Source organism: Skermanella sp. (genome assembly GCF_059503625.1).
In genome coordinates this window covers 1,841-10,583 of sequence record NZ_JCACHA010000742.1, presented here as the reverse complement: position 1 = coordinate 10,583, position 8,743 = coordinate 1,841, and the positions used below count along the sequence as shown (strand labels likewise).

7 protein-coding genes are annotated in these 8,743 nt (G+C 65.7%); 4 read left to right on the top strand and 3 right to left on the bottom strand.

Annotated elements, in window-relative coordinates; genetic code table 11:
- Nucleotides 1-825 (top strand): putative metalloprotease CJM1_0395 family protein (locus AC5JJ6_RS25440; protein ID WP_496044747.1); only part of this gene is annotated, 825 nt, incomplete at its 5' end.
- Between the two features lie 81 nt (nucleotides 826-906).
- Nucleotides 907-2,139, top strand: coding sequence for an SLC13 family permease (locus AC5JJ6_RS25435; protein WP_496044746.1), 1,233 nt, complete (start codon nucleotides 907-909; stop codon nucleotides 2,137-2,139).
- 523 nt (nucleotides 2,140-2,662) lie between these two features.
- Here the strand turns inward: AC5JJ6_RS25435 and AC5JJ6_RS25430 are convergent.
- Together AC5JJ6_RS25430 and AC5JJ6_RS25425 are read right to left on the bottom strand one after the other, a co-directional pair.
- Nucleotides 2,663-3,799 carry a CobW family GTP-binding protein gene (locus AC5JJ6_RS25430; protein WP_496044745.1) on the bottom strand — a complete coding sequence of 379 codons (1,137 nt, stop codon included), beginning with the start codon at nucleotides 3,797-3,799 and terminating at the stop codon, nucleotides 2,663-2,665.
- An 83-nt stretch (nucleotides 3,800-3,882) separates the two neighbouring features.
- Complete coding sequence (locus AC5JJ6_RS25425; RefSeq protein ID WP_496044744.1) at nucleotides 3,883-4,371, bottom strand: Fur family transcriptional regulator; 489 nt, start codon at nucleotides 4,369-4,371, stop codon at nucleotides 3,883-3,885.
- A gap of 137 nt (nucleotides 4,372-4,508) precedes the next feature.
- Here AC5JJ6_RS25425 and AC5JJ6_RS25420 point away from each other — a divergent pair, with 137 nt between their 5' ends.
- Nucleotides 4,509-5,537: a DUF1835 domain-containing protein gene (locus tag AC5JJ6_RS25420; protein WP_496044743.1), complete on the top strand. Its 1,029-nt coding sequence runs from the start codon at nucleotides 4,509-4,511 to the stop codon at nucleotides 5,535-5,537.
- Nucleotides 5,538-5,569: 32 nt separating this feature from the next.
- On the opposite strand, the gene AC5JJ6_RS25415 is transcribed toward AC5JJ6_RS25420, so the two are convergent.
- Nucleotides 5,570-7,606, bottom strand: coding sequence for a PhoX family protein (locus tag AC5JJ6_RS25415; protein WP_496044742.1), 2,037 nt, complete (start codon nucleotides 7,604-7,606; stop codon nucleotides 5,570-5,572).
- 230 nt (nucleotides 7,607-7,836) lie between these two features.
- Between AC5JJ6_RS25415 and AC5JJ6_RS25410 the strand changes: the two genes are divergently transcribed.
- Nucleotides 7,837-8,568, top strand: coding sequence for an SDR family NAD(P)-dependent oxidoreductase (locus AC5JJ6_RS25410; protein ID WP_496044741.1), 732 nt, complete (start codon nucleotides 7,837-7,839; stop codon nucleotides 8,566-8,568).
- The last annotated feature ends 175 nt before the right edge of the window (nucleotides 8,569-8,743 follow it).

Here is an 8,743-nt window from a genome sequence, read left to right as displayed (position 1 = left end):
GTCTCTTCTCTCCAGCGTCCGCTCTATGCCACGCCCCAGCGTGGCCGGGACGGCGCTGCACAAGGCACCGGCCCGGCCGGCGCCGACGGGGAGACGAGCGCCTCGACCGACGGCAACGCCACCACCCAGGATTACAAGCGCGCCGGGGATGTCAAAGGCGATGCCAAAGGCGCTAAGGGCCTCAAGGGGGCTTGGGGCGACAAGGACGCGGGCGGCGACGGCGAAAAACGCGACGCCAGCGGCCTGACGGAGGGCGAGCGCAAGCAGCTCAAGGAGCTGAAGGCCCGCGATACCGAAGTCCGCAATCACGAAAACGCGCACAAGGCTTCCGGCGGCCAGTTGGCCGGCTCGCCGTCCTATACCTATCAGACCGGACCGGACGGCCAGCGCTACGCCATCGGCGGCGAAGTCTCGATCGACGTCAGTCCGGAGGACGATCCCGCCGCCACCATCGCGAAGATGGAACGGGTCAGCCGTGCGGCGACATCCCCCGCCGAACCGTCGCCGCAGGACTTCAAGGTCGCCGCCGCCGCCCGCCGCATGATGGCCGAGGCGCAACGCGAGCTCGACGCCGCCAAGATCGAGGAGATGCAGGGTGGCGGCGACAGCGCCAAGGATGCCGCCGGGACTTCCGCCACGGACCCGGCCGGGCAGGGCGGTAAGGCGGAAGAAGCCGGGCAATCCGGCCCGGACGACGGGAAGAGCGGGGAAAGGGAGCAGGCGAAGGCTTCCTCGGCCGCGGCGGTCGCCACCGCCATGCAGGCTTATCAGAGTGCCGCGGCGCTGGTCCGGTCGTCGCGGGCGCAAAGTGCGATAAACGCCTGAAGCCGTTGGCGACATGCGGCGTCTTCGGGTGTTATGCAACACCTCGATTCCCCGTCCCAAGCTCCCCTGGACTCTCCCGACGTGACCTTCTTCGTCCTGGCTGTCTTCACCGCCACCTATGCCGGAATGGCTCTGGGGCGGTTTCCCGGTCTGCGCATCGACCGGACCGGTATCGCTCTGGTCGCCGTGATCGTCCTGCTCGCCGGCGGTGCTGTGCATACCTCGGAGATCGCCGGGGCCATCGACTTTCCGACGCTGTTCATCCTGTTCGGGCTGATGATCCTGTCGGCGCAGTTCGCCGCCGCCGGATTCTACGACTGGTGCGCGCTCCGCGTCGCGACGGCGAGACGTTCTCCCCTGGTCCTGCTGGCGGTGACCGTCGCCGTATCAGGCGGATTGTCCGCCGTGCTGGCGAACGACGTCGTGGTCTTCGCCATGACGCCGATGCTGTGCGTCGGACTGAAGGGGCGCGGGCTCGATCCCCGGCCTTACCTCATAGCACTTGCCGGAGCCGCCAATGCGGGGTCCGCCGCGACGCTGATCGGCAACCCGCAGAATATCGTGATCGGTCAGGTCGGCGGGCTGGATTTCTGGCGGTTCGCCGGCGCTTGCGGCGTGCCGGCCCTGTTCGGGCTGGCCTGCGTCTTCGTCACGGTGGCCTTGATCTGGCGCGGACGCCTGACGGTCGGCGGTCCGAGCCTGGACGACGTGCCGTTGCCTCGGCTGGACCACTGGCAGCTGGGCAAGGCGCTGCTTGCGACGCTCGCCCTGCTGGCGATGTTCGGGACGGCGATGCCGCACGAGATCGGGGTGCTGCTGATCGCCGGGGCCATGCTGATCAGCCGCCAGCTCGGCAGCCGCGACATGATCGGCATGGTCGACTGGCACCTGCTCGTCCTGTTCGCCTGCCTGTTCTCTATCAACTTCGCGCTCAAGCAGACCGGGCTGCCGGCGGATGCCGTAGCATATCTGGCCGCCGCCGGTCTGCTGCCCGACAGTCTCGCCGTCATGGCCCCGCTCGCCGTCCTGGCGAGCAATACCATCGGCAATGTCCCCGCCGTGGTCCTGCTGCTGGCCGTCTGGCATCAGCCGCCTGAGGGAGCGCTGTATGGGCTGGCTCTGCTCTCCACCCTTGCCGGCAACCTGATGATCCTCGGCAGCCTGGCCAATATCATCGTGGTCGAGCGGGCACAGTCCATGGGGGTGCGCCTCGGTTTCGTCGAGCATGCCCGATGCGGTATTCCAATGACGCTGGCGTCCCTGGCGTTCGCTTGTCTCTGGTTATGGGGAACCGGACTGATGCCGTTGCAGTAAAAGGAAGCCTGAGTTATTTCGCAGTTGCGAGATGAAGCATAAACAGAACGGTTCAGTACTCAACGGTACACCTGTTACCCTTTGGGGTAATATTACCTTCGGCATGGTGTCTATGCCGAGAAAGTCTGCACAAGAACCAGTTTTTGTGCAAAAAGCCCTTTGCGGCGAGGGGGGATTGCGTTATTGTCCCCTCCAACGATGCGGGCAAGAACAAAAACAACTCTGAACCCGCACATGGGAGGATCGCTCAAAATAAAAACGCCACATCCGGCAAAGGATGGGCAACAAGGTTGAGGACGCTACGGCACCAATTACCGCACCTGATACAGGGCGGTTGGACCTGATCTAGGTCAGGTCCCGTCCTTTACTCGGAGGCATCGGAACAACGTTTCCGAAATAATAAGATCCCTTAGCATCAATGCGAGGGACGGCCGGGTAGAAGGACGACATTGAGGGTTTTGGGAATTCAGCGGCGGGCATCGACCCGCCGCTTTCTCTTTTTGTGCCTCTTATTTAATCGACTTCAAACGGTATCCCCGGCAGCCGCCGCTTCGCGGTAGGCTTCGTACATCGCTTCGATCGTCTCGCGGCTGACGTCGCGGGTGATGAAGACGATGCGCGACCGGTGGTCGTCGCTGGGCCATGCCTCCAGCCGGACCGGCGGGTGGAAGACGTGCTGGACGCCGTGGACCACGACCGGCGCATCGGATTCCCCGACGTTGAGGATGCCCTTGATACGCAGCAGGTCGGGACCGCGCAGGGTGATCAGCGTCTCGATCCAGGTCGCGAAGGCGTCCCACACCAGCGGTTCGTCGATCGTCATGCAGAAGGCGGTGATGTGGTCGTCGTGCCGGTTGCGGTCATGCCCGTGGTGGTGATGGCCGTGATCGTGACCGTGATCGTGACCGTGATCGTGTCCGTGATCGTGTCCGTGATCATGCCCGTGGTGGTGATCGTGCCCGGCGCCCTCGTATGCCTCCGCCTTCAGCCAGCGCTCGACATCGGGGCTCTTGGTCGTCGGGTTGTACAGTCCGGCGTCGAACAGACCAGCCGGATCGATCTGGCCCTGGATCGCCCGCAGGATGGGGGCCGCCGGGTTGAGCGTCCTGAGCCGGTCTTCCAGATCGGCTATCGCCTCGGCCGACGCTATGTCGGTCTTGGTCAGGACGATCCGGTCGGCGACGGCGGCCTGCTTGACGCTCTCGTCGTGCCGGTTCAACTGATCGCCGCCATTGACGGCATCCACCGTGGAAATGACTCCGTCCAGCCGGAAGCGGGCCGCGATCAGCGGGTCGTTCATCAGCGTGTGGAGGACGGGAGCCGGATCGGCCAGCCCGGTCGTCTCGATGACGACGCGGTCGAACTCCGGCACCAAACCGCGGACGCGCTTCAGGAACAGGTCGCGCAGCGTGTCGATCAAATCGCCGCGCACGGTGCAGCAGAGGCACCCGCTGTTCAGCAGCACGGTGTTCTCCGAGCTTTTCTCGACCAGCAGGTGGTCAAGCCCGATCTCCCCGAACTCGTTGATGATGACGGCCGTATTCGCCATGCCGGGATGGCGCACGATGTGCGACAGCAGCGTGGTCTTGCCGCTGCCGAGGAAGCCGGTCAGGACCGAAACGGGGAGACGGGTCGGGTTCGCGGCGATGACTGTGTTCACTCTCTCTTGCCTTCCGGTTCGCCCCTGAAAGGAGCCCAGGCATCAACGGCGCGGGCATCAGGGGCAGGGCGATTGTTCGTAATCTACGCTAGCGACTTGCGGCAGGCCGCGCAAAGCCCGCGAACCTCGACGGTCGTCCTGTCAACCGTGAAGCCTTGGTCGCGGGCACAAGCGTCGATGGCGGCGCTGACCCTGGCATCGTTGAGTTCGATCGCGTTGCCGCACTCCCTGCACACCAGGAATTGGCCGGGATGGGCGTGGTCCGGGTCGGGGCAGCCGATATAGGCGTTCAGGCTCTCGATCCGATGGACCAGCCCTTGCTCCACCAGGAAGTCGAGAGCCCGGTAGACGGTGAGGGGCGCTACCCGCTTGCCCTCTACCGCCATGTCGTCGAGGATGGCATAGGCGCCGCGCGGCCGATGGCCGCTCCACACCAGTTCCAGCACCTGCCGGCGGATAGCGGTCAACCGCGCGCCGCGCGACGCGCACAGCGCTTCGGCGCGGCCGAGCGCCCCGTCGACGCAGCGGCCGTGATCGTGTCCGGTTTCGGCCGGGGCCGTGATAGTCGTCATGGCGGGTCCCGTAAGCTCATCCAGCGTTATGTAACTATATAACAACGATGAGGCCGGACTACCCGTAAAATGAACCTGACGGGCGAAGCTCTCTGCAGGTCCGATGGAAAGCAGGTCCGATGGAAAAAGGAGATGTCATGACAGCTCAGCCTGACGCAACCGCCGCCCCCGACGGCGACCGCCCGACGCTTCATATCAGGTGCGGCTCCGACATCCGGCAGGTGCTGTGCGATGCCGGCTTCACCGGCGATTTCCTGGAATACTCAAACCCCTACTGCATGGGGCCGGTGCCCGACGTTCCCGATCTCCAGGCGATCCGCGCGCGGTTCATCTCCGATGCCTTCGGCGGACCGCTCGGTTTGTCGGAGGTGGACGTCGTTGAAAAGCTGCGTATAGAGCATGATGGGTTGGTGGGAGCCGCCACGCGCTACGAGCGGGTAATGCTGTGGTTCGAGCACGACAGCTACGATCAGCTCATCCTGGCCCGGTGCCTGGCGCAGTTCCACCAGACCGGAGCGCCGAAGGTCCTTGAACTCGTCTCCGTCGACCACTTCCCCGGCGTGGAGCGTTTCATCGGCCTGGGCCAACTGCCGGCGCAGGCATTCCTGACGCTGTGGGGAGAACGGCGCGCGGTCACCGCTTCCGATCTGTCGGTGGGCTTGCAGACGTGGGACGCCTTAAGGAGCGACGATCCGGGTGCGCTGTCCGGTATCGCCGGCTCGAGCATCCCAGGCTTGCCTGACCTGCCGGGGGCGCTTCAGCGGCATCTGCGGGAACTGCCGTGGACGGCCGACGGACTCTCCCTCACCGAGCGCCTCGTCCTGCAAATCCTCGACGCCGAAAGCCAGACCATTGGCCGGATCTTCTCCCGCCTGATGCGGGAGGTCGAGCCGCTGCCCTGGCTGGGCGATGTCATGCTGCTCGCCATCGTCGAGGCCATGGCGAAGGCCAGCCAACCGGTCTTCACGATCGCGAACGACAGCACCGCCCCGGACTGGCCCGAGCGCCGGCTGGAAATCACCCCGGCCGGCAAGGCCGTGCTGAAGGGCGAAATCGACTGGTTGTCGCTGGCGCCGCCGGAACGCTGGGTCGGCGGCGTCCGGATCGTTCCGGGCACGCCGCACTGGCGCTGGGACGAGGCTGCGGGGTGTCCGGTGCGGGCATAGCCTACAAACCGGACACCCCGTTCACGAAGTACTCAGACGCCGATGACGCCGCCGTCTTCCTTGGTGATCATCACCACTGAGGGGCGCGGCGGCATGCCGTCCTTGAAGTCCGGCCAGCGGGTGGCCGGGTCCTCGAAGCTGGACGACCTGCCGAACTCCGGCCAGTCCTTGGTGTTGTCGGTCGCCGGGTGCTGGACCGCGACGAACAGCGTCCTGTCGTCCGGGGTGAAGCACGGGCCGCACATCTCGGCCCCGACCGGCACGCGGAAGAACAGCCTGGAAGTCCCCCGCATCTCGCCCTCGGTCTCCATCGCCCAGACGCCGTCGGTCGTCTTCGTGCCCTTGTAGCTGTTGCCGTCGGTCGCGACCCACAGGCGGCCCTGGTTGTCGACCGCGCAGTTGTCCGGCATGCCGAACCAGCCGTTCGGCGAGGTCGCCGGGTTGAAGCTGGCGCCGACCGCCGCGACGCTGGGATCGCCGCACTTGACCATGATGTCCCAGGCGAAGGTGGTGGAGGCATGGTCGCCGCCGGTCGGGGTCATCTCCACGATGTGACCGAAGGCGTTGTCGGCGCGGGGATTGACGGCACTGACCTCTTCCGCCTTGCGCTTGGTGTTGTTGGTCAGCATGACGTAGACCTTGCCCGTCTTCGGGTTCGGCTCGACGTCTTCCGGGCGGTCCATCTTGGTGGCACCCAGCAGGTCGCCGGCCTTGCGCGCCTGGATGACGACGTCGGCCTGGCTCTTGAAGCCGTTCTCCGCCGTCAGCTTGCCCTGGCCGTGGATCAGCGGCAGCCACTCGCCCTTGCCGTCCTCGGTGTACCTGGCGACGTACAGCGTGCCCTTGTCGAGCAGGTCCATGTTCGCGGCGCGGTTCGACGGATCGAACTTGCCTTCGGTCACGAACTTGTAGACGTAGTCGAAGCGCTCGTCGTCGCCCATGTAGACGACGACGCGGCCGTCCTTGTTGACGATGCTTTCGGCGCCCTCATGCTTGAAGCGGCCCAGCGCCGTACGCTTCTTCGGGGTGGAAGCCGGATCCAGCGGGTCGATCTCGACCATCCAGCCGAAGCGGTTGGCCTCGTTCGGCTCCTTGGATACGTCGAAGCGGTCGTGATAGGCGCCCCAATTGTACAAATTGCCGGGGATGCCCATGCGCTTGTAGTTCTCGGCTTCCGGATGGTCGTCGGCGACCTTGCCCCAGAAGTTGCCGTTGACGTTCTCTTCCGCCGACAAATAGGTGCCCCAGGGCGTGATGCCGCCGGCACAGTTGTTGATCATGCCGATCACCTGCCTGCCGGCCGGGTCGGCCTTGGTCTTCAGGCGGTCATGGCCGGCGGCCGGGCCGGTGATCTCGAAAACGGTGTCGGACGCGGTGATCCGGCGGTTGTACTTGCTGTCGGGGACCACGGCCCATTTGCCGCCGGTCTTCTTGATCTCGATCACGGTGCCGCCATGGGCGGCCATCTCGATATCGACCAGTTCCCTGGTGATCGCGACGAAGCCGATATCCTTGCCGTCCTTGTCCTTGCCGTCCTGCGCCACGCCGACGCCGGGGAACATGACTTCCTCGTCGGTATATTCGTGGTTGATGCAGAGCAGGCCGTGGTCCGGATTCTTGGAGCCATAGGGCAGGCCGATATAGCCGACATAGTCGTTGTTGTAGCCGAACTGCATCTTCTGGGCGGCGGCGGTCTGCTTCATCGGGTCGAAGGCCGGCGCACCCGGCAGGACGGGATCGCCCCAGCGGATCAGGATCTCGGCCTTGTAGCCCTTGGCGACGTGGTGCGTGCGGTCGACGCCGCGCTCGACTTCGTCGAAGCTGAAGGCCGCCTTCATGCCGTTGCCGGCTGCCGCCTTGGCCTTTTCGGCGGTGGCGAGAGCCAGCGGGCCGAAGGCCGCCGTGATGGCGGCGGCGGCGAGCGAGCCGCGCAGCATGTCGCGGCGGCCGAAGCGCTTGTTGATGATGTCGCCCATCGTCGGGCCGTCGCTCGGGTTGCGGCCGATGTCCTCCGACGCTTCGAAGGCTTCTGCCTTGCACGAAAACTCACCGATGTCGCGTCTGTCCATGGTTCTCTCCCGCCTGACCTGATCCGTGGTATGCGCCCGGATTTCCGGGCCTGTTGGCGGGGACCATAGTCGGCGTGCATGACGCTTCGGTTACGTCGGCGTTACAAGCGGATGAATTCCGGAAACACTGGCCCCCGGTGGACGCAGCGGCGCCGCACGCTAGTTCAGTGATCCGATCGACGCGATATTCCCGCGCTATCATCTGAAACAGCGAAGCAGGGCCATTCCCCATGACAGCACCCATCATCGTCTTCGGCGCCAACGGCGGCATCGGCGAAGCACTGGCGCGCCGGCTGGCGCGGGCCGGAGCGCCGCTTTTCCTGACCGGCCGCTCGGCCGACAAGATCGGAACGCTGGCCGACGAGCTGAAGGCCCGCCATGGCGTCTGCGACGTGCTGGACGAGGCGGCGGTTTCCGCCACCGTCCAGGAGGCCGGACAGGACGGCGAGGGCATCGCCGGCATCGCCTACTGCGTCGGCTCGATCGACATCAAGCCGTTGAAGGCGACCAAGGACGAAGACTTCATCCAGGCCTACCGGCTGAACGTGCTGGGCGCCGTCAACGCGATCCGGGCGGCGGAGAAGGGGCTGAAGTCCGCCAAGGGCTCGGTCGTCCTGTTCTCGACCGTCGCGGTCCAGCAGGGCTTCGCCAACCACGCCCTGATCGCCTCCGCCAAGGGTGCCGTCGAGGGGCTGGGCCGGTCGCTCGCCGCCGAGTTCGCTCCCCATGTCAGGGTCAACGTCGTGGCGCCCAGCCTGACCCGGACCCCGCTTGCCCAGGGCCTGACCTCCAACGAGCAGATGGTCCAGAGCATCGCGGGCCTGCACGCCCTCGGCCGGATCGGAGAACCGGAGGACATCGCCGCCATGGCGGCCTTCCTCCTGACCAAGGAGAGCGGCTGGATCACCGGCCAGGTCTTCGGCGTCGACGGCGGCCGCAGCAGCCTGCGGACAAAAGGCTGAGGGCTGAGGGCCGAGCCTTTCCCGTTCGGGCTCCGCTACCCCCATCTCCCTCATGGCGCACGCCGCACGTACGCTGTACGGTTTCGTGTTCACGAAACGCGGCCTGCCGGCGCGGCCTGGGGGAAGATGGCGGTTTCCTATAACGGCTGGTGGAGAATCCTCAAGAGGACATACC